An 18,696-nucleotide genomic window follows, 5' to 3' on the forward strand; every position below is an offset into this window, starting at 1 on the left:
AAAATCTCCTTTTTTCATCCATTAACACTTTATATCTATTTTATCGGTATCCATATCTCTGAGTAAAGATCTGGACTTGATGGATCTTCGTCTGTGTATAATTCGAAATCCGGAGCTCCAGAGTGCTCATAGCTATTGGATGGGAACCACTCGGAGAAGATACGTTTCCATGTGTCTTGCATAGCATGGGGCATCGGTCCGTGCACTTCGAAGACAACCCATTTGGAAGCCGGGATCTCCAACCTTTCCAACTCCTCCGGAATGTCACCCTCCATGGCCGCAGCCACCCAATAATCCATCACTTGCTCAGACTTCATTTCTTCTGTTGTCCCTTCGCATACACCAAGAACTCCTTTGATCGGACCATTATTGAGCTGGAATAACTTATCCGTAAAGCCTTCTTGGTTCACATCCTGCCAAAATTTTGGAATCTCCATGGTCTGTTCATCGTTAATACAAGAGAATCTTCTCTTTTTCCCTGCGACTGTAAATGCCTCTTTGTTCACTACACTATACTTCATCGGTTCTGCCCCTTCCAATGTCACCTGGATAACCAGGCGGTTATAAGTTTGCAGCTTCCCTTCATGCCTCCGCACTTCGGTTGGAGAAGTACCGTGCTGCCTACGGAATGCCTTTGTGAAAGCCTCGGGAGTGTCATAGCCATATTTGTAGGCAATATCGATTATCTTGTTGTCCGTTGTAAGTAAATCCTGTGCAGCAAGCGTCAACCTCCTTCTTCTCAAATACTCTGAAACAGAGGTATCTGTCAACAATCCGAAAGCTCGTTGAAAATGAAAGGTCGAAAAATTAGCCTGTCTTGCAATGTCCTCAATAGAAATATTCTCCAACAAATTTTTTTCCATATATTCGATTGCCCGTTGAATCGATTCCACCAACGCCATATCGGCCTCACTCCTTATGTCTATCCTATCAGTGGAAATGGTTGGTTTCCTGTTCGTTTGTGCTTCGTTTTGGCAGGATTAGGTGAAGAGGATGTCTGAGATCTTTCCACTTTCCGTATACCCAATATCTTGATAAATTTTGTTCGCAGATGGATTCTTTAAATCCGCGTATAGCATCGGAGTAAGACCTTCTCTAATTATATGAGAACTTACCTCAGCTACCAATGCACTTGCATATCCTTGTTTTCTTAAAGAAACTGGCGTAAAAACACCGTTGTATAAATTCACTGCCATTAAGGAATTCCTCGTCTTTATCAAAAACCTTAAACACCCTTCCGTCCCCCTAAATTCTATACCATTATCTTACTTCTCAACCGATCCGCTTCTCTTATATTGTCATGCAGATAGGATTCGGTCTTTGGATGCTTCATAATGTCATCGGTCGTTAACCAATGAACGGCCTCCACCTCATCCGGACTTTTAGGATAAGGCTCTCCACTCTGCCATTCACAAAGGAAGACAATGTCCACTACCTCCCTGCCATCCGCCAAAACAAAGGAGGTATTGCGGACATACGACATTTTTTCATAAACGGTGATGCCCACTTCCTCCATCAATTCCCTTCTTAAGGTCCGTTCCAAAATATCAGAGGAAGCGCCTTCCTGATCAACCGTACCTCCAACAAAGGAAAGCATTCCTGCCGCATGCTCCTCTTTATGGCTCCGCTCAATCATCAGCCACTTGTCCCCTCTGTACACAGCACCTTCCACATTTATAAAAAACATCATTATCCCCCCCTATTTTCTTGCTTTAATTATTAACGTTGATGGAAATCTGCGAGTCTTATAAAGAGAATAGTAGCGGTCCGATCTCGGCGCGTCCTCATCTTTAAAGCGTTCTCCCACTTCACTTTCCACTACATTTTCGATAGTGAAACCCGCTTGAATTAGTTCGTTTATGTAGGTTGCTAGTTTTCTAGTGTGGATTGTCATTGGTGCATCTTCCCCTTTGAATTTTTCAAAGGTCTGAAGTCCTTCTTCCTGATAGGTGCCTTCTAACGTCATGACACCATTTTCACTTTTGATATGTGGATATAATGGGTGGTCCCAGCTAAAAAGGAAGCTTCCTCCCTTTTTTAGATAAGAATGGATTAAAGTTAAAGTTGTTTTTAAATCTGTCGTCCATCCCAGCGCATAGATGGAATAAACACAATCAAAATACTCTTTAGGAAGATTTATATCCTGTTCCATCGGTGCACTGAATAAACGAGGCTCCAGTCCTTGTAATGTTTTTTCAGCAGTTAATTTCTGCTCAGATGAAAGGTCCACTCCCCATAATTCGCTTGCACCTTTCTCCTCCGCCATGTATATCAAGGAATGGCCGCTTCCATAACCAATATCCAATACCTTTTTATTTTGCAGATCATCCAAAAGCTTCAATTCATCTTCCGTTTGGGAGAATGGACCGTAACTTGGAAGGGCATCCACCCCGTTAAAATAACGTGCGACCTTGTCCCAGCTTTTGCGATTACTTTCTAATAGTTGATTCATATGAATTACCCCTCTATATCTTTTATAAATGCGATCAATCTGCTTGCTTCCTTAAACCCCAGCCCAATGTGAAAATCATAACTTACATGGTTGTCCAAATGAATGTCCGAGCCGATCTGCTTGCAGCCCTTCTTTTTAAGCCACTGTTCCCCTACTTTCACTAGCTTTGCGGAATACCCTTTCCTTCTATGTTGCGGTTTTACATATATTCCTTCTATATATCCAGTTGGGGAGGATTCTGTACCTTCCACATAGTCCACTCTGACGGAGAGGTGGATGAATGAAACAAACTCAGAACCTAGTCGGTAGAATAATATTTTGTCTCGTTCAGAAGTCATTATTTGTTGGAAGGACTCTTGCAACTCATCCTCGGTACTTTCCGGCCATAAATCTAAGGCCATTTCGGTGTAATGTTCCATATGAACGTTTAATGCTTCTACTACGTCCGCCTCACCTTTACCTTCTGCCGATTTAAGTTCCAACTTAGCCAGTTGCTCTCCCCATGAAGCTATCTCCGTTTCAACAAAACCGGCATTTTCATACAATCGTTTCGCTAGAAGGTTGTCTGGTTCATATCCTATCATGACTAGAGGGATGGAGGTGGAGTTTCCGCTTTTTATGTCCTTCAGCACTTCTGTAAGGGCCGCTTTTCCATATCCTTTTCCTTGTGATTTTTCGTCTATCATCAAACGGTAGATCCAGTAATTCCCGTCATCCGGATCAATCCCATACAACGCGAAACCCACCAATTCCTCTTCAACATAAACCCCCATCGCCTTAAAATCCGGTAAAAATTGCACTTGTGCAATGGAATAAAGATTGGATGCTACGAAATTTTTTTGCTCCTCTGAAACCTTTAATTGTATTGCTTTTTCCCAATTTTTAGCTGTAATCTGGCGTAAAGTAATAATAGTGTTATTTTTTTTTATGATATTCTCCCTCTTTCTTGCTTGCGTATCGTAAGGATAAGACGATAAATAGAACAAAGACAGCAATTCCCAGCAAAATATATGGTAAAATATCCGTCCAATGAAAAGGCGCTTCATGTAGGTACACCGCTTTAACCCACTCGTCTTGTTGATCCTCTACTGCTAATGCAGATCCGGTGTCGATTCCATTAATAGCGTAGTACTTCGTACCCTTTTCATAATAGTTGGACGCGTCCCCATAATAGGCTCCCGTCATATCATCAGCCATACGTTTAACCTCACCAATCTTCTTCCCTAGGTCTGAAGCATCCACAACTTCCTCTGTGACTTCGTACACTCCACCTTCCCATACAACAAATTTATATGCCCAGCTAAGCGCATGAGCAGTTGAGGAAGCGATTGTGAAGCCAATTACAAACAATACTAGGCCCCTTTTCATTTCTGTATCCCCCGTCTATAATCTCTACTATTACTTCCACTTTCGATAGCCCAAAACCTTCCCGTTTATATTTTCAACCGGGACCGCTCCGAAATTTCTGCTATCAAAGCTTCTCCACCAGGCATCCCCCAGTAGGAAAACATGATTCTCAGGAATAATGAATTTTTTTGTATCGTATTCTTTCGCATCTTCAAATAACGGACGATTATACACATTATCCAGACCTCTTCCGTAAAATGAATCAAGCTCCTTGTCATCTATATATACCTGTGCATCTTTCAAATAAATTGTTTCTCCAGGTAGCCCTACTACCCTGGATATACTTTTTGGCTCATTGTTTCTATCAACCATAGTTGGATCGTTTTTTACTTCTTCAGGATACGTAAAATATACAACATCTCCACGGTTGATTCCATTTACCTCATAAAAGGTGGGGTCGATAACAAGCAGATCTTTGTAGAAATGGTGATCCCCCCTATCCATGGCATCACTAAACCATTCATATAAAATCATGTCATCTTCATATACCACCCTTTCAATATTGGGTGAAGTGATTGAATCGGTAATTACGGAAGAGGTCGGCTTATAGAGCTGACCGATATAAAGTGCCACTAACAACAGAGAGGCACAAAGTGACATTACTACACTAATTGAAAAAATAACCGCCTTCCTTTTGGAGGGTTCTTTTTTTATACTTTGAAATACCGCTAGTTTTCGATTTTCTGAAAATAATGCATGTTGAAATACAGTGCAATTCATATTTTTCCTAAGTTGTTTCAACTCTTTATCAATCATTTCCTCTACCTCCTTCCAAATAGTGAACTCGCAACAACTCTTTCCCTCTCGTCAGTCTAGTTTTGACCGTACTCAGATTGATTTGAAGAAAACTACTGATATCCTTCAAAGCAAGTTCCTCATAGTAAAAGAGGAAAACGACTTCTCTATATTTCAAAGGAAGGGCTAACACATGTCCAACTAAATCAACTGTATATTCTTTTTCTATTAGTGCTTGTTCCGGAGTGCTTTTTGGATCTGCATTCACTCTCCCAAACATTTCAGAAATTTTCACTTTTCTATAGTTCCAGCTCTTTAAATAATCCTTACATTTATTGATGGCTATTCTGTACAAATAGGTTTTCACACTAGACTCACCACGAAAACTGTTCAGACATTTGAAATAAGTTACAAATACCTCCTGCGAAATATCTTCAGCTATATTAAAATCCTTCACATAGGAATATGCCAGCTTTACGATACTGCTTCCGTATTGATTCATCACACTTTCCAGATGTGTTTCTTTATGGTCAAATCCTCGCAAAGGTTCTTCCAATGCTGCCTTCACCCTCTCTTCCATTCTTTCACTAATAATTGTTAGACGACACTTCACCTTGGAAAGTTTGGAAAATCTTTCTTTTTATTTTATCAAAAGAAAAAGCAGGAGAACTTCTTTTTTTAAAAAAGAAATTCTCCTGCCTTATGTTTAGATGGCCCATTCTCCATCTGTCATGATCGCTTCCTGTACACCATCTTCTGTCTCCCCTTTTATGCTCAGTTGTTCTGAACCAATCATAAAGTCGACATGTATCATGCTGGTATTGATACCTTTGGCTTCCAGCTCTTCTTTGGTCATTTTTGCTCCGCCTTCAATATTGATGGGATAAGCTGAACCTAGAGCCAAATGACAAGATGCATTTTCGTCAAACAACGTATTATAGAAAATCACTTCTTGCTTCGAAACTGGTGAACTATGTGGGACAAGTGCAACTTCCCCTAAGTGGAGAGCACCTTCATCAGTTTCTAGAAGTTTTTTCAACACCTCATATCCTTGCTCCGCTGAAAATTCCACCACTTTACCTTCCTTGAAAGTAAGACTGAAGTTGTCAACCAAGTTTCCGTTCAGGTTTAATGGCTTGGTCGATGCTACAACTCCGTTTACCCCTGTTTTCACAGGCGCCGTAAACACTTCTTCTGTTGGGAGATTCGGCACAAAATAAGTACCTTGATCATTGTTCATTCCACCGCCAAGCCAAACCTGTTCTTTTGGAAGCTCGATGGTAAGTTCTGTTCCTGGAGCTTTGTAATAAAGCTTTTTGTATTTTTTCGTATTAAGCACTTTTAACTTTTCCTGTAATGTCTTGATGTGCTCATTCCATGCCTCAACAGGGTCGTTTTCATTGATGCGTGTCACCTGGAAGATGTTTTCCCATAGGCTTGCAACCTGTTCTTCCGGAGATTTGTCAGGGTAAAGCTTAGCTGCCCACTCTTGTGAAGGGACGGAAACAATCGCCCAACTGACCTTAGCAGTTTGAATATATTTTCGGTAGTTTTGCATAGCTTTTGCCTGAGCTTTGTTAGAAATGGATACCCGTTCAGGATCAACTTCTTTAAGGAGGTCGGGGTTGGATGCAACAATGGACATAAATGCCGCTCCTTCTTCTGCCATTTCCTCCATTCCTTTAACTTTCCACTCTCGGACAGTCTGGAGGGAGTCGGTGGAGGCCGTTTCATATGTAATCTTTGTAAGTTGCTCGTCGTTCCACTCGGTATGTACGTACTTAGCCCCTAGCTTGTAAGCAATTTTTGCGACCTCTCTTACAAATGATGCTGCAGATATCGGTGCATTGATGACAAGTGGTTGATTTTCTTGCAGGTTGATCCCAACTTTTAGCGCAAGTTCTGCGTATTTGGTCAATTTTTCTTGTAGCACTATGTATTTCCTCCTTTTGGTTGATGAGATTATTGTATCATAGGATGCGGAATGTAGGATTAGGGAGATTTTATATCTTTTGACGAAGAGAATTTCACTGGTTCCTAGGGGATTGTGACTTTTAGAAGGGTGATTGTGACTTTTTCATCGGTTATTGTGACTTTTCCAGGGCTCATTGTGACTTTTTCATCGGTTATTGTGACTTTTCCAGGGCTCATTGTGACTTTTTCACTTTCAGCTCACCCACCGCAACAAACAAAAAAGGCCAACTCCTCCTAAATAGGAAAGTTGGCCCCAGTATAATGTTTACACATTAAATTTCTCTTTCACGAATTCCACTACTTCTTCTGCCGTCCCCATGCTAAGGATCTCTTCACGGTAGGAAGCAGCTTCCTCCTTGGAGATGCCACGCAATTGACTTCTTGCAGGAAGGATGGATGTCGCGCTCATGCTGAACTCGTCCAGTCCAAGTCCGAGAAGGATTGGGATCGCGATTGGATCGCCAGCCATTTCCCCACACATGCCGGCCCATTTGCCGTTTTTGTGTGCAGCTTGGATGACATTATCCACCAGACGCAGGATTGCCGGGTTGTATGGTTGATACAGGTAGGACACCTGCTCATTCATACGGTCCGCTGCCATTGTGTATTGAATCAAGTCATTCGTTCCAATGCTGAAGAAGTCAACTTCCTTCGCGAAAATATCAGCCATGACCGCTGTTGATGGAATTTCCACCATGATACCGATCTCGATATTTTCGTTAACTGTTGTACCGTTCTTCACAAGCTCTTCTTTTTCTTCCATAAGAATTGCTTTTGCTTGGCGGAACTCGTCCAATGTCGCAATCATCGGGAACATGATTTTTAGATTTCCGTAAGAGCTAGCACGCAATAATGCACGAAGTTGCGTACGGAAGATATCCTGTTCCTCTAGGCAAAGGCGAATCGCACGGAAGCCTAGGAATGGATTCATTTCTTTTGGAAGGTTTAAGTAAGGTAGTTCCTTATCTCCACCGATGTCCAATGTGCGGACAACAACCGGTTTGCCTTCCATGCTTTCAAGAACCTCTTTATAGGCTTTGTATTGCTCGTCCTCTGTTGGAAGTTCGGTTCTGCCCATGTAAAGGAATTCTGTACGGTAAAGACCGACGCCTTCTCCGCCATTTGCCAGAACACCCTTCACATCTTTAGGAGTACCGATGTTAGCAGCAAGCTCGACTTCTTGTCCGTCAGAAGAAAGACTCTTCTCGTTTACAAGCTTAGCCCACTCTTTTTTCTGCTCTTCATGCTTTTCTTGCTTTTCTTTGTAAGTAGCAATTTCTTCTTCTGTCGGATCGACGATTACCACACCGTCCAAACCATCAATAATAACCATCGTGTCATTTTGAATGGCTTCCATGACGTTCTTTGTTCCAACTACCGCTGGAATTTCCATGGAACGGGCCATGATGGCGGAGTGAGACGTACGTCCACCGATATCAGTCGTAAATGCTTTTACATATTGACGATTAAGCTGTGCAGTGTCAGAAGGAGTCAAGTCTTCTGCGATGATGATCACTTCTTCTGATATAAGTGCCGGATTGGAAACTGTCACACCTAAAAGGTGGGCAAGCACACGTTTCGTCACGTCGCGGATATCCGCTGCGCGCTCCTTCATGTACTCGTTATCCATCTGTTCAAACATGTTGATGAACATGCCTGCTGTTTCATCTAAAGCATACTCAGCATTTACACTGCTATTTGTAATTTTATCTTTAATTGGATTTAAAAGTTCAGGATCACTTAATACAAGCAGATGGGCCGAAAAGATTTCCGCCTTGTCCGCTCCAAGCTCCTTGTGAGCGTGGTCCTTGATCTTTTCCAATTCTGTTTTAGAAATTTCTACTGCTTTCTCAAATCTTTCCACTTCCGCTTGGGCATTGTCGATCGTCTTTTTTTCCACAGATAGCTCTGGGTTTTCCAGACGGTATGCTTTCGCAATGGCAATCCCGCTAGAAGCAGGTATTCCCTGGATCGTGTTTGACATTATTCCCCTAACCCTTCTGATTTCAAAGTTTCTTCGATTGCAGAAATTGCCTCGCTCTCATCAGAACCTTCTGCAACAATCTTGATTTCCGCGCCTTGAGGGATCCCTAAAGACATAACACCCATGATGGATTTCAGGTTTACAGATTTACCGTTATACTCAAGGTTAACGTCCGCATCAAATTTACCTGCCGTTTGTACCAATTGAGTAGCTGGACGTGCGTGGATTCCTGAATCTGCTGTTACTTTGAATGTTTTTTCTGCCATTGTAATCAAACTCCTTTGGGATATGTGTATTTTTTTTGATCGTACATAATGTACATGGTTTTTTACACTGTTTCAACCTATAGTTACAGAGCCAAAAACCTGATCAGAAACTATTCAACTAAAAGAACCTTGTTCCCTTTATTCCTATACCCTGTAGCTTTCACCAGTAATCGCGGTGAATATGTAGGAAAGAATATAGAAAAAGGCATGAGAGAGGGGCTTATCTCTATAAAAGGGTACACTCGTCCCCTTAGTATGGATCAAAACCTCTTCACTCATGCCTGATCGTATCAGTAACACGTAAAGTTCTTATCTATGTTGAAAGCATTTGCATGAACATTTAGTTGAACGCTTCTTAGCTGTCCGTTGAGATTGTAGCATAAAAAACAAAAGCTTGGCAATACTTTTGACTCATACTCCATTCTTTTTCTTCTTAAAAAGCATCATGATTGCATAAGGGAGCACCCCGAAGAGCTGAAACGCGATTGGAGAACGCTCTTGCTTTTTAAGTTCCCTTTGCTCGCGCTTTACTTCCTTTGGCTGATCCATGTAGGTTACAAGCTGCTGTGTCACATATTTCACGTAATCATTCGTTTTCAATTCAGTCCACCACCAAAAAGATTCTTATATCTTTAGTGTGGACTGTTATTCCATGTTTTAATCGCGTTATATACGGCTTCTGTAGCATCTTCCAAGGTCAGCCCGGTTGTATTCACCTTGATGTGTGCTTGATTATATAGAGGTAGACGTGTTTTAAAAAGATCTATGACCTCTTCTTTCTTTTTCTGTTTTACAAGCGGTCTGGTTGTATCATTCTCCAAACGCGCCCATAGTACTTCCGGGTCTGCGTAAAGAAATATCATACAGCCGTTTTCTTTCATCCAGTCAATGTTTGCCTGTGCTGTCACTATTCCACCACCAGTTGTCACAAGGGTATTACTCACAGATAGTTCTTGTAGTGTCTTAGTTTCAAGCTCGCGAAAATAACACTCTCCATATTTTTTGAAGATATCATTTATTTCCAATTCCATGTTCTGTTCAATAAGTGTATCTGTATCGTAGACAGGGAAATTTAGTTTGGTTGCCAACGCCTGTCCGATTGTCGTTTTTCCCGCTCCCATAAACCCTGTAAGATAGATGCTCTTCATTATTCTTCCCTCTCTTTCTTGGGATTCCTCTTTTTATTATATTATAGGGGAAACCAGGCTCCCCCTCCACCTCTTCCTATTTAAAAAGTGCCTCCAGTCAAGGAGACACTTTTGGAAAAGTATACCGTTTAGTTATCTGGCATGACCCAAATAACTTCTGCAGACTGAATAAAGAAGCTAGAATTTCTAGCAACTAAAAAGACATGATCCTAATTAACATCCTTCAGTTAAACTCTGATAAATCCCTGCGTCTTCTCCATCACCACTTTAGTTCCGACGATACTTCTTAAGGTATGGTACTCAAGTACTCATAGGCTTCTATTCCCATATATTGAACGGGCATCCCATTGTCCGCTTGATTCATTAGGTATCTAACTCCTTTATTTCAAGGTATATTTATATGAATGGGACAATGGGATGGTGAGTTGATGAGATAAAATTAATTGCTTCATACCAACCCAGCACCTTTTTTTCTTCCAAATCATAAAGAATGGTTGCTTTGTACTCCCTCCCATTCCTCGTTGTACACACAATGACAATTTCCCTCTCTGCTCCAAGTTCTTTTACAGTAACCTTAGCCTCTCCCTCTGGTAATGTCACAGACGAAACGATATCTTCTCCTCCCGCTTCTAACTGCTGCTCCACAATATCCCATGTGTATTTCATCATGACTTCCAATTCAAACTGTAGATCTGATTCATGATAAAACATTTTTTCAAGCCGGTAGTTTTCCACCTGATGGAGCAAGAAGGCGGAGAAAATGACACTTATGACCAGTGTGACGGGGAAGATATATCCGTTGTCCCGTCTACTCCTCACTCCAACTATTGCGGATTGCCCCGACTTTGAATTCATGGATCATTCCGTCTCTTCCCTTCACCCTGAATATGGCTCCATTTCTCACTTCTTCAAACGAAATACTTTCCACTCCATGTAGGAGCAATTCGTGTCCAGTTCCATTGACCCGCCGCCTGATATTTTTCTGAAAATATTCATAGGTGACCCTTTGCTCGGCTTGATTGATGATGACCATCGTATTCCCCTCCACCGAAACTCTCTTCGCAGTACGAACTTCCCTTGTAGCCTGCTGGATAAACACCTCAAGCTCCAAAGGATGGATACCATCCCCTTTTTCTGTTAAAAGAGAAAGGTTTTTAAGAAGAAGCGGAAAAAACGCTGTGAGAATAAGGATCACCGAAAAACTGACCAAGACTTCCAATAGTGTAAACCCTTCATCTTTACGAAAGATGGACATACCCACACCTTTCCTTCTCCAACGACCTATAATTTATATAGGACACACACAGCATCGGCGGGACGATATCTTCTACCAATGTGAGAGAATAAGAGGTGCCGTTTCTGTTTACCGTACTTTCTTCAAATAATATTGTCTCCGTACGTATTCGTTCCAGTTCCAGCGTCAATATGAATCTAGCTTGTTGATCGAGGATAAACCCCTTCCGTTCCTGATTCATTCGCACTAGTCCAGGAAGCAGAACAGAGGCGATTACCATCCATACCACAAGAGCCCCTAAGACCTCCACTAATGTAAATCCTTTAGAGTTTTTCCACATAGAAACGGCCTTTTCCTAAAGTGAAAACGTATTGATAGTTTTCTGTTCCGTCTATGAAGATTCCGATTGCGCCTGCCTTATTGATGCTTCCATTGCCATTGTAAGTCAGCCTCTCCCCCATGGTACGTGTATCTATCCTGATATCACGGTGATATTCCCTATAAACCAGTTCATGGATCTGGAAGGTTCCTTGACGGATACGGTAATAGTTATTTCTGGGGGTGAAAATGATATTAACATTGGTTTTTGTACTTATGGCATACTGTTGGGCAAACAACAGGTCATTGCTTAATTGCTCACTAAATTGTTCTCCCACTTTATTTTTGTTGGTACCACTTAGATTAAGGATGGTCACCGAAAGAAGGATAGAAACAAGAGAAAGAACCAGTATGGATTCCATGAGGGAGTAGCCTTTTGAATCTAAGGATCTATTACCCACCATTTGCTTCAGCCTTCTTATTGACGATAGTAATGATATTTCCGTTTGGACAGTTTAATGTGTTGTCATCATCAAAACGGTCTTCAAGATATTCGGGCGAGTTCAAATCATCGATGGATTCCGGCTCGCTGCCTGTATCCAATCGGTATGCCTGTATTTGGGCATCCACCATGCTGAGCAAAGCCTCGCACCCTTTATCCCCGATGATGCTTGAATTTTTTGTGACGTTGGGAATCATGATTAAAAGCAATACTGTAATGACTAACATGACTAAAAGCATTTCCACCAATGTAAAGCCACTATCATCTTTTAAAAGCTTTTTCATTTATAACCCTCCTAATAATTGAAACATCGGAATGAAAATACAAAGATACAACACAAAAACAAATGAACCTATCCCTAAAAATAGAACAGGCTGAATTCTTCCAAGTAGCCTTTCGCTTTTTTCCTGCATTTTCACTAACAGCAGCTTGCTGTACTGCTCGAGCTCCTGTCCTAACTTCCCATTCTTTTGCCCATGCACAATAATCACATCCAACCCCTTTACAAATACGTTCTCGCTTTCCACCAACTTTTCCAATTTCTCCCCTTCCACCAAACGGTAACGATATTCTTTAGCTTTCGAATGGAAAAACGGATGGTATCGTTGCTGCTCGAACACAGCTATGGCCTCATTGATGGTTAAACCACTTAAGAGCAAGCTGCTTAATTGTTGAGTGAAATAATGGGAATAATGAAGGGAGAGAAAGGTTTTGAGAAGAGGAAACTTCAACAGCAAATCCACCTTTTGAGATGGATTCAATCTTTTTTCTATCACTTTATAAAATAGATAAGCTGCAAATAACCCGAGTACACATCCCATCAGCACAATGGGAATTTGAACAACTAGAAAGAAAAATACGGAGATAACTGGACTCAAAGAAATGTTCATCTGTGAAAAGAGTAGATGAAACTGTGGAAGAAGCACCATTTGCACAAAAACAAGCATGATAATAACCAAAAATAGAAGTAGAATGGGATACCTGAGTAAGGAGAAGATCTTATCCCGGTAATACCTCTTTCGTTCCAGCAGTGCTCCCCCTGATCGAAAAGCCTGCCCAAGGTTTCCATGCTTCTGAGAAAAGAACAGTAAAGACAGGATATCCTGATTGAAATGCAGACTCTCTAGAACTTGGTGAACACTGTACCCTTTTTTCAGCTCCCCAATGGCATCCAGCAAGCTTCTTTTCTTTTCCGCTTCAAAGTGGATACTCATCAACTCCAACGCTTCCAATAGTGAATAGCCATTTGTATAGAGGTCCCCCATCCGTTTAAGGAAATCCTCTTGAGCTTTAAGCGGCCAGCTCCTATTGCCCCTTGCCATCATTCACCCATCTTTCATATTCCTTTTGATGAATGAATCCCAGGGCTATTCCCTTTTTAATCACTTCCCTCAGAGTAGGATAGCTCAATTCCACCTTCTCCCCTTTACACTCCTCCATCACCTTGGACAGTTCCCTCCCATACAAAAGTTCATAAACACTGGCCAATCGATGATGCCTGTATTTCCTGCAAAAAGATGTACATTCCCCCTGGCAATATGGACATTTTAACTGCACCAGCCTTTGTGCCGAAATAGCGATCAATGTCTGTTCCAGCTCCTGTTGAGTGACACCAAACTCCAACAGCCGATGTACCGCCCCTTTGGCATCCCGCGTATGCAAAGTGCTTAACACCAAATGTCCCGTTAATGCTGCCCTTATGGCAATTTTCGCCGTTTCTTCATCCCTGATCTCCCCAACCATGATAATGTCTGGATCATGTCTGAGAATTGCCTTTAGACCTGCCGCGTACGTTATTCCAGCCTTTTCATTCACCTGCACCTGCAGAACATGTTTGCTTCTACGCTCCACCGGATCCTCAAGCGTAATAATATTCCGTTGCAACAACCCCTTTGATTCTTCCAGTATGGAATACAAAGTGGTGGTCTTGCCTGAGCCGGTTGGTCCGGTGAACAGGACAAGGCCGTGTGAATGCTTCATTAAGGAAAATAGCTTTCTTGTAGAATTCGGAAATAAGGATAGACGTTTTAAAGGGAAGTGGCTGTCATCATGCGGCAGGATCCTGATGACAAGGCTTTCTTGGTTAACAGTGGGCAAGGTCGAGAGTCGTAGATTGATGTGTTTGGAGTCAATGTAAAGGTTTAAGGCGCCATTTTGCGGCTTTCTTGTTTCTCCTATATCCATTTCGGCTTGGAATTTAAGGTGGGATAGCATCCGTTCATAGATTGGTAGGGGGAGTTCTTCTTGGTCATAGAGGTAGTGGTCCAGACGGAAAAGTACTTTGGCGGACATTTCATGTGGTTTGATGTGAATATCTGATACACGTAAGCCTATAGCTTGGCGAACAATCTCTTCACACTTTTTTTCAATATTCATTTGTCACCTCATTTTGTGTTGGTTTGTTTGTTGGATGGGAGAAGTTGAGCTTGGTTTCTTGAGGATAAAGATCATGGCTGGATGGGGGACAGGCCTTAACATACATGTCGAAGAGCTTTGCAGTTGCAGGTTTTACATTTCTCAAACTCCTTTCCGAAGAATTTCCTACTCTTATAGCTTTCTACATAGTTTGACAGATTCCTGCAAAGTTTTTTATTTTTTGGCTGTTTTCGTAAACTTTGTTGTTTGTTCGTATTATAGAATCAACCGTAATATTCATTACTGTCGTGCTCTTTTCCCTTCTATACTGAAAATTACTACCTGCATATTAATGATAAGTAAGCAATAAAAAAGTCCAATTGCCGACTTTTTACTCGTAATAGCAACAATCCTTGAGAAAAGAGCCTATTTTTTCAAAAAAAATGAGACCACACCTTTCATCAGAAAGATTTAATCCCCTTTATATATTCTTCCACTAATTTTCCGATCTCTTGAATAGCCCTTTTGCCACTGTAATTAACAAGCAAGTCATCGACAAGAACCGCCACCGTCAGTTTTTTCCCACCAAAGGTGATAATTCCGCAATCATGCTCTACACCTGCCAGCTCCCCAGTTTTGTTAGCAATCTTCAGCGAATCAAGATCCATGTAAAATGGAAGCTTATCTAGAAGCTGTTGACCACCAAGAATACACAGCATCGTTTGTCTGCTCATATCTGAAAACACAGCCCTTTTGGAGTCTTCCGTATGCAAAAGCTTCAAACACGCTACCATATCCTGTGCACTTGTCTTGTTTTCCAATCCGGCAGTTGCCGCTTTGAAATCCATCATCTTTCGCTCGAGCCTCGTGCTCTTCAATCCCTGCTCTGCACAGAACTCGGCCACAGCACTCAATCCGATAATGTCGATGACCTTATTGGTCGCGGTATTATCCGATACAACAATCATCAGCGTCAACAAGTCCCTTAATGTAAAACTTGTTCCTCCGTCTAAAAATTGACTGACTCCCGCTCCACCGACTCGATTTTCTTTGTCAATGGAATACCTGTCATAAATATTCAACCGGCCCGCTTCCACCTGTTTAAATGCCGCCATCAGAATGGGAATCTTTATCAAACTGGCCGCCTTTTTCTGAGTATCCGCATCAATTTGCAGCTGCCGGCCACACTCGTCCTCCATCATAAAACTAACGTGTCCGGCAGTGGAATCCACCACTGCCTGGACACGTTCCTTCCATTCTAGCAAGCTTGGATCAGCTCCCATCATGCGCACTTGCCACCATTTCCCGTACTTTATCTGGCCCAACAATCTTTTCATTATATAAATGACATGCCACATAATGACGGTCTTCCACTTCTTGCCATTCCGGGATCGATTGGCTGCAAGCTTCCATCGCATGCGGACAACGGGTACGGAAGACACAGCCGCTTGGTGGGTTGATCGGGCTAGGTATCTCCCCTTGGACAATCTGTCTTTCCCTTCTGTCTTCCACATCTGGGTCAGGTATCGGGATGGCAGAAAGCAATGCTTGTGTATATGGGTGTAATGGCTTTTTGTAAAGTACCTTGCTTTCGGTCAATTCCATCATCTTCCCGAGGTACATGACCCCTATCCGATCACTTATATGTTTGACCATGGATAGATCATGGGCAATAAACAGATAGGTCAAGCCTTTTTCTTTCTGAAGTCGTTTCATTAAGTTCACCACTTGCGCCTGGACGGATACATCCAATGCAGAAATAGGTTCATCTGCAATGATGAAGTCCGGATCCAATGCCAGTGCACGGGCAATTCCGATACGTTGCCTTTGTCCACCGCTGAATTCATGCGGATAACGGTTCGCATGTTCACGGTTTAGGCCCACATCTTCCAATAGTTGATAGACACGTTCTGTTCGCTCTTTACTATTTTTGTAGATTCCATGCACTTCCATCGGTTCGGAAATGATCTCTTTTACCGTGGAACGCGGATTTAAAGAGGCATATGGATCTTGAAAGATCATCTGCATGTTTCGGTGGAAAGCAAATTTCTCTTTCTCGGTAAGAGTATGAACATCCTTTCCGTTAAAGTTAACTTCCCCTGCCGTTTTGCCATATAATCCGATTATTGTCCTACCAGTAGTGGATTTTCCACATCCGGACTCTCCAACAAGACCAAAGGTTTCTCCCTGATAAATATCAAATGAGACGTTGTCCACTGCTTTAAGGGTTTGATTTTTCCCAAGAAAAAAATATTTTTGCAAGTTTTTCACTTGTAGTAGTTTCTTTTGCATGATTATTCCCCGTCCTTTTGCCAGTACCTTCTTGCTGCACATAATTCTTTTTCGTAGATGGTATTTTCCATTGGCAGGATCTCAATATCCCTACCTGTTTTCGGTGAGTGTAAAAGTTTGCCCTCTCCGTGATAGATTCCGACATGATGAATCTTGCCTTTGCCCTCTTCATAGGCAAAAAACAGAAGGTCGCCAGGTTCCAATGCGTCAAGTTCCACATTTTCACCCTCTTTAGCCTGGTCATGAGCATCGCGTGGGATGATATAACCATTAGCTTTGCACATTGTGTAACTAAAGCCAGAGCAATCCATGCCATATCCACTCATGCCACCCCATAAATATGGAAGACCAAGGAATCTTTCACCCGTTCGGACGATATCTGCTCCCGAACCCTTTGGAATGGAAGCAAGTCCTTCATAAACAGAAGTATTATCCGTGCCCAGCAGTCCAACACTTCCATCAGGAAGTTGAACCTTCACCTTCTCTTCCCCTTTATCCACTACTGGCAAAATGGTCTGGAAGCTAAGCTCTAGTAATTCCTTATCCTCCGTTGAAAACAATGTGGTCAGATTGCTTGTCACCACTACAACCTGACTATCTAGCTTCCAGTCCGTTACTTCTGTAATCTGACATTTCGGCACCCAGCCAGGATATCCCCTGTCATCCTTCGATGAGCCTTGTGTCAAAGCAATAATATGATAATAATTTTCCTTTTCCTCTAGAACGAGAACCTCTTGCCCGTAAAGCAATTGAGATTGAATTAGGTTGGCATCACACAGCTCTAACCTTGTTTCAAAATTCAGCAAATCCAGCCAGCTACTGATATCAGTAGGATTGGATATAGCTTTTTCGTCCAGCTTCCTTGCTGAATCATAAGAGGTCCATACGGTGGCTACCGGTACATTTATGACAAATTTACTCAATGCTGACTCCTCCTTTGACATTCACATCACTGATTCCTAAACCATGAGCATCCGGGAAACTGATTGCCCGACCGTTATAAATGATACCGCCCGTAACGATGTCTTCAGCTAGCATGAGCGGTGCATCAAAATCAAATCGTGTTATATTGCTTTTACTTGCGGCAAAATGGGCAGCAGCCGTAATACCGAGTCTAGTTTCAATCATGCTTCCAACCATGCACTCGACTCCAAAGGCTTCAGCGATACTATTGATTTTTTCCGCCTGGAAAATGCCGCCTGATTTCATCAGTTTGATATTGATCAGGTCAGCACTGCGCGTTTTGAGCACATGAAGTGCCTGTTCTGGTGTAAAAACGCTTTCATCTGCCATGATTGGTGTTTCCACTGCATCGGTTACCTGTTTTAAGCCCTCCACATCATGGGCTATGACAGGTTGTTCGACAAGCTCGATATTTAACCCCAAATCTTCCATTTTGCGAATGCCGCGTATAGCTTCCTTAGCCGTCCATCCTTGGTTTGCGTCAAGGCGTATCTCAACAGTGTCCCCTACACGGTTTCTGATTTCTCTTATTCTGGCAATATCTGTCACCATATCGTCTTTCCCTACTTTTACCTTGAGAACACGGAAACCTCTTTCAAGATAAAGCAAGGCGTCCTCTCCCATCTCCTTCGGTGAATTGACGCTGACGGTGAAGTCTGTTTCAAGCTCGCTCTTGGCCCCTCCCAAATATTGATATAGAGGCAGCCTGCTATGTTGGGCCAAGCAATCATAGATGGCCATGTCGACCGCAGCTTTTGCACTTGTATTACGAACAAGTGATTTATGTAGTTGTTGCAGTAGTGGTTCATAGTTCAGAAGATCCGCGTTTAATAGGTTTGGTTTCAATATCTGTTGAATGACGTATTCTACACTATCAAGACTATCCCCTGTGATGACATGTGTAGGTGGTGCCTCTCCCCATCCAACCAGACCATTATCACAGGTGATCTTCACTACCACAGCTTCCGCTACATACACGGTACGCAACGCTGTTTTAAATGGTTTTGACAGAGGTACTGCGGTTCGAAAAGTTTCGACTTGCTGTATGTTCATGTTACCTGCCCCT

24 protein-coding genes and 1 pseudogene are annotated in these 18,696 nt (G+C 42.2%); all 25 read right to left on the bottom strand.

The features are described 5' to 3' along the window. Positions 1–35 precede the first annotated feature (35 nt). The 25 genes and pseudogenes from MKY77_RS16115 to MKY77_RS16235 all read right to left on the bottom strand — a co-directional run bounded on the left by MKY77_RS16115 (position 36) and on the right by MKY77_RS16235 (position 18,683). Positions 36–902: an AraC family transcriptional regulator gene (locus tag MKY77_RS16115; RefSeq protein ID WP_339146838.1), complete on the bottom strand. Its 867-nt coding sequence runs from the start codon at positions 900–902 to the stop codon at positions 36–38. Positions 903–980: 78 nt separating this feature from the next. Then, positions 981–1,196 (bottom strand): GNAT family N-acetyltransferase, encoded by a 216-nt coding sequence (locus MKY77_RS16120; protein ID WP_339146839.1) that lies wholly within the window; start codon positions 1,194–1,196, stop codon positions 981–983. Positions 1,197–1,252: 56 nt separating this feature from the next. Beyond that, complete coding sequence (locus MKY77_RS16125; protein ID WP_339149837.1) at positions 1,253–1,687, bottom strand: NUDIX domain-containing protein; 435 nt, start codon at positions 1,685–1,687, stop codon at positions 1,253–1,255. A 12-nt stretch (positions 1,688–1,699) separates the two neighbouring features. Next, complete coding sequence (locus MKY77_RS16130) at positions 1,700–2,452, bottom strand: class I SAM-dependent methyltransferase (RefSeq protein WP_339146840.1); 753 nt, start codon at positions 2,450–2,452, stop codon at positions 1,700–1,702. A 5-nt stretch (positions 2,453–2,457) separates the two neighbouring features. Next, a complete protein-coding gene (aac(6'), locus tag MKY77_RS16135) occupies positions 2,458–2,871 on the bottom strand; it encodes an aminoglycoside 6'-N-acetyltransferase (RefSeq protein WP_339149838.1) in 414 nt (137 codons plus the stop codon). A 54-nt stretch (positions 2,872–2,925) separates the two neighbouring features. Further along, positions 2,926–3,363, bottom strand: a pseudogene (locus MKY77_RS16140) (GNAT family N-acetyltransferase); the annotation flags it as partial. Positions 3,364–3,367: 4 nt separating this feature from the next. Next, positions 3,368–3,820, bottom strand: coding sequence for a hypothetical protein (locus MKY77_RS16145; RefSeq protein WP_339146841.1), 453 nt, complete (start codon positions 3,818–3,820; stop codon positions 3,368–3,370). A gap of 30 nt (positions 3,821–3,850) precedes the next feature. Continuing rightward, positions 3,851–4,615, bottom strand: coding sequence for a signal peptidase I (lepB, locus tag MKY77_RS16150; RefSeq protein WP_339146842.1), 765 nt, complete (start codon positions 4,613–4,615; stop codon positions 3,851–3,853). Then, a complete protein-coding gene (locus MKY77_RS16155; RefSeq protein ID WP_342515381.1) occupies positions 4,608–5,207 on the bottom strand; it encodes a sigma-70 family RNA polymerase sigma factor in 600 nt (199 codons plus the stop codon). Before MKY77_RS16155 ends, lepB begins: the two co-directional genes overlap by 8 nt. 93 nt (positions 5,208–5,300) lie before the next feature. Further along, positions 5,301–6,527, bottom strand: coding sequence for an aminopeptidase (locus MKY77_RS16160; RefSeq protein WP_339146844.1), 1,227 nt, complete (start codon positions 6,525–6,527; stop codon positions 5,301–5,303). Between the two features lie 306 nt (positions 6,528–6,833). Next, positions 6,834–8,552 (bottom strand): phosphoenolpyruvate--protein phosphotransferase, encoded by a 1,719-nt coding sequence (ptsP, locus tag MKY77_RS16165; RefSeq protein WP_339146845.1) that lies wholly within the window; start codon positions 8,550–8,552, stop codon positions 6,834–6,836. Further along, a complete protein-coding gene (locus MKY77_RS16170) occupies positions 8,552–8,818 on the bottom strand; it encodes a phosphocarrier protein HPr (RefSeq protein WP_010194663.1) in 267 nt (88 codons plus the stop codon). The genes ptsP and MKY77_RS16170 overlap by 1 nt, the downstream gene beginning before the upstream one ends. 411 nt (positions 8,819–9,229) lie before the next feature. Beyond that, the gene (locus MKY77_RS16175; protein WP_339146846.1) at positions 9,230–9,418 is read right to left on the bottom strand and encodes a YqzE family protein; all 189 of its coding nucleotides are present in this window, start codon (positions 9,416–9,418) and stop codon (positions 9,230–9,232) included. A 32-nt stretch (positions 9,419–9,450) separates the two neighbouring features. Then, on the bottom strand, positions 9,451–9,966 hold the full coding sequence (locus MKY77_RS16180; RefSeq protein ID WP_339146847.1) for a shikimate kinase: 516 nt from the start codon (positions 9,964–9,966) through the stop codon (positions 9,451–9,453). Positions 9,967–10,362: 396 nt separating this feature from the next. Further along, a complete protein-coding gene (gene comGG, locus MKY77_RS16185) occupies positions 10,363–10,821 on the bottom strand; it encodes a competence type IV pilus minor pilin ComGG (protein WP_339146848.1) in 459 nt (152 codons plus the stop codon). Beyond that, entirely contained in the window at positions 10,775–11,221 is a 447-nt protein-coding gene (gene comGF / locus MKY77_RS16190) for a competence type IV pilus minor pilin ComGF (RefSeq protein ID WP_339146849.1), read from the bottom strand. The genes comGG and comGF overlap by 47 nt, the downstream gene beginning before the upstream one ends. Further along, positions 11,205–11,540 carry a type II secretion system protein gene (locus tag MKY77_RS16195; RefSeq protein WP_339146850.1) on the bottom strand — a complete coding sequence of 112 codons (336 nt, stop codon included), beginning with the start codon at positions 11,538–11,540 and terminating at the stop codon, positions 11,205–11,207. The genes comGF and MKY77_RS16195 overlap by 17 nt, the downstream gene beginning before the upstream one ends. Beyond that, positions 11,524–11,982 (bottom strand): competence type IV pilus minor pilin ComGD, encoded by a 459-nt coding sequence (gene comGD / locus MKY77_RS16200; protein WP_339146851.1) that lies wholly within the window; start codon positions 11,980–11,982, stop codon positions 11,524–11,526. Before comGD ends, MKY77_RS16195 begins: the two co-directional genes overlap by 17 nt. After that, a complete protein-coding gene (comGC, locus tag MKY77_RS16205) occupies positions 11,972–12,304 on the bottom strand; it encodes a competence type IV pilus major pilin ComGC (protein WP_339146852.1) in 333 nt (110 codons plus the stop codon). Before comGC ends, comGD begins: the two co-directional genes overlap by 11 nt. Beyond that, a complete protein-coding gene (gene comGB, locus MKY77_RS16210; protein ID WP_339146853.1) occupies positions 12,305–13,345 on the bottom strand; it encodes a competence type IV pilus assembly protein ComGB in 1,041 nt (346 codons plus the stop codon). Beyond that, positions 13,326–14,396: a competence type IV pilus ATPase ComGA gene (comGA, locus tag MKY77_RS16215; protein ID WP_339146854.1), complete on the bottom strand. Its 1,071-nt coding sequence runs from the start codon at positions 14,394–14,396 to the stop codon at positions 13,326–13,328. Before comGA ends, comGB begins: the two co-directional genes overlap by 20 nt. A gap of 440 nt (positions 14,397–14,836) precedes the next feature. After that, positions 14,837–15,712, bottom strand: coding sequence for a serine hydrolase (locus MKY77_RS16220; RefSeq protein ID WP_342515382.1), 876 nt, complete (start codon positions 15,710–15,712; stop codon positions 14,837–14,839). After that, positions 15,648–16,670 (bottom strand): oligopeptide/dipeptide ABC transporter ATP-binding protein, encoded by a 1,023-nt coding sequence (locus MKY77_RS16225; RefSeq protein ID WP_339149839.1) that lies wholly within the window; start codon positions 16,668–16,670, stop codon positions 15,648–15,650. The genes MKY77_RS16220 and MKY77_RS16225 overlap by 65 nt, the downstream gene beginning before the upstream one ends. Continuing rightward, complete coding sequence (locus MKY77_RS16230; RefSeq protein WP_339146856.1) at positions 16,670–17,590, bottom strand: C40 family peptidase; 921 nt, start codon at positions 17,588–17,590, stop codon at positions 16,670–16,672. The genes MKY77_RS16225 and MKY77_RS16230 overlap by 1 nt, the downstream gene beginning before the upstream one ends. After that, positions 17,583–18,683, bottom strand: a complete 1,101-nt coding sequence (locus tag MKY77_RS16235) for a dipeptide epimerase (RefSeq protein ID WP_339146857.1) — start codon at positions 18,681–18,683, stop codon at positions 17,583–17,585. The genes MKY77_RS16230 and MKY77_RS16235 overlap by 8 nt, the downstream gene beginning before the upstream one ends. Positions 18,684–18,696 lie beyond the last annotated feature (13 nt).

Origin of the sequence: Sutcliffiella sp. FSL R7-0096 (assembly GCF_038595065.1) — a bacterium.
Classification (GTDB): domain Bacteria; phylum Bacillota; class Bacilli; order Bacillales; family Bacillaceae_I; genus Sutcliffiella_A.

Excerpts from the sequence above, each read along its gene's own strand:
- MKY77_RS16115 (WP_339146838.1), bottom strand. The coding sequence starts at position 902 with ATGGCGTTGGTGGAATCGATTCAACGGGCAATCGAATATATGGAAAAA.
- MKY77_RS16120 (WP_339146839.1), bottom strand. The coding sequence starts at position 1,196 with ATGGCAGTGAATTTATACAACGGTGTTTTTACGCCAGTTTCTTTAAGA.
- MKY77_RS16125 (WP_339149837.1), bottom strand. The coding sequence starts at position 1,687 with ATGTTTTTTATAAATGTGGAAGGTGCTGTGTACAGAGGGGACAAGTGG.
- MKY77_RS16130 (WP_339146840.1), bottom strand. The coding sequence starts at position 2,452 with ATGAATCAACTATTAGAAAGTAATCGCAAAAGCTGGGACAAGGTCGCA.
- MKY77_RS16145 (WP_339146841.1), bottom strand. The coding sequence starts at position 3,820 with ATGAAAAGGGGCCTAGTATTGTTTGTAATTGGCTTCACAATCGCTTCC.
- lepB (WP_339146842.1), bottom strand. The coding sequence starts at position 4,615 with ATGATTGATAAAGAGTTGAAACAACTTAGGAAAAATATGAATTGCACT.
- ptsP (WP_339146845.1), bottom strand. The coding sequence starts at position 8,552 with ATGTCAAACACGATCCAGGGAATACCTGCTTCTAGCGGGATTGCCATT.
- MKY77_RS16170 (WP_010194663.1), bottom strand. The coding sequence starts at position 8,818 with ATGGCAGAAAAAACATTCAAAGTAACAGCAGATTCAGGAATCCACGCA.
- MKY77_RS16180 (WP_339146847.1), bottom strand. The coding sequence starts at position 9,966 with ATGAAGAGCATCTATCTTACAGGGTTTATGGGAGCGGGAAAAACGACA.
- comGG (WP_339146848.1), bottom strand. The coding sequence starts at position 10,821 with ATGAATTCAAAGTCGGGGCAATCCGCAATAGTTGGAGTGAGGAGTAGA.
- comGF (WP_339146849.1), bottom strand. The coding sequence starts at position 11,221 with ATGTCCATCTTTCGTAAAGATGAAGGGTTTACACTATTGGAAGTCTTG.
- MKY77_RS16195 (WP_339146850.1), bottom strand. The coding sequence starts at position 11,540 with ATGTGGAAAAACTCTAAAGGATTTACATTAGTGGAGGTCTTAGGGGCT.
- comGD (WP_339146851.1), bottom strand. The coding sequence starts at position 11,982 with ATGGTGGGTAATAGATCCTTAGATTCAAAAGGCTACTCCCTCATGGAA.
- comGC (WP_339146852.1), bottom strand. The coding sequence starts at position 12,304 with ATGAAAAAGCTTTTAAAAGATGATAGTGGCTTTACATTGGTGGAAATG.
- comGB (WP_339146853.1), bottom strand. The coding sequence starts at position 13,345 with ATGATGGCAAGGGGCAATAGGAGCTGGCCGCTTAAAGCTCAAGAGGAT.
- comGA (WP_339146854.1), bottom strand. The coding sequence starts at position 14,396 with ATGAATATTGAAAAAAAGTGTGAAGAGATTGTTCGCCAAGCTATAGGC.
- MKY77_RS16220 (WP_342515382.1), bottom strand. The coding sequence starts at position 15,712 with ATGAAAAGATTGTTGGGCCAGATAAAGTACGGGAAATGGTGGCAAGTG.
- MKY77_RS16235 (WP_339146857.1), bottom strand. The coding sequence starts at position 18,683 with ATGAACATACAGCAAGTCGAAACTTTTCGAACCGCAGTACCTCTGTCA.